The following is a 781-nucleotide window of genomic DNA, read 5'->3' on the forward strand; positions in this document are numbered from 1 at the left end:
ATCTTAGCGAAGCTAAGTGTTAGAAATCGCAAGAGAGGGGATTTGCTTGGGAGCTCCCTTTGCGGACTTCGGCCAGGATTGTCAGGCAAACGCCGTCGATGTTTCGCACCACTTCGTCGTTCCAGAAGCGCAGGGTCCTGAAGCCTTTCATCGCAAAATGCCGGTCGCGCCGGCATCCCGTTCCGACTCTGAATGCTGGCCGCCGTCGACCTCGACGATCAGCCGCGCCTCGAAGCAGACGAAGTCGAGAATGTAGCCGTCAAGTGGCACCTGCCGCTTGAACTTCAGACCCTCGAGCTGCCTGTTGCGCAGCACCTGCCACAGGATGTTCTCGGCCTTCGTCGCATCGGCACGCATGGCTCTTGCAAAGACACGGCGCTGTGGCGGAACCTGTTGGCGCATGTGCGTGAAAATCCCCTCTCTTGCGATTTCTAACACTTAGCTTCGCTAAGATGTTGAAATCGCTCTCTCCCCCACGAGGGGGGAGATAGGCGCCTCAACCCCTTACCTTCTCACCGCCCGGCCTTTCTCCCCCTCAGCCCAGCCCCGCCAGCTTCGCCGCATCCCGGATGGCCCTAACGGCCTCCGGGTTGGTCACGGGATAGCCCGAGATGAAACCCTCGACGGAAAAGTCGGGGAACTCGGCCGCGAGCCGCGCCACGAATCCGGCCGCCTCGGAGCCCTCGCCCGACGCCGCATGGGAAAGCGCCAGGAACATCAGCACATTGGGCGAGTCCGGCGTGCTTCGGCGCAAGGCCGCGATGGCTTCCCGGTGCCTGCC

At 62.1% G+C, this 781-nt stretch carries 2 pseudogenes; both read right to left on the reverse strand.

Annotated elements, in window-relative coordinates:
- Nucleotides 1–19: 19 nt before the first annotated feature.
- Nucleotides 20–402, reverse strand: a pseudogene (locus tag EN745_RS35390) (DUF559 domain-containing protein).
- A 133-nt stretch (nucleotides 403–535) separates the two neighbouring features.
- A pseudogene (locus tag EN745_RS35395) lies at nucleotides 536–781 on the reverse strand (adenylate cyclase); the annotation flags it as partial.

Source organism: Mesorhizobium sp. M4A.F.Ca.ET.022.05.2.1 (assembly GCF_003998845.1).
GTDB lineage: Bacteria > Pseudomonadota > Alphaproteobacteria > Rhizobiales > Rhizobiaceae > Mesorhizobium.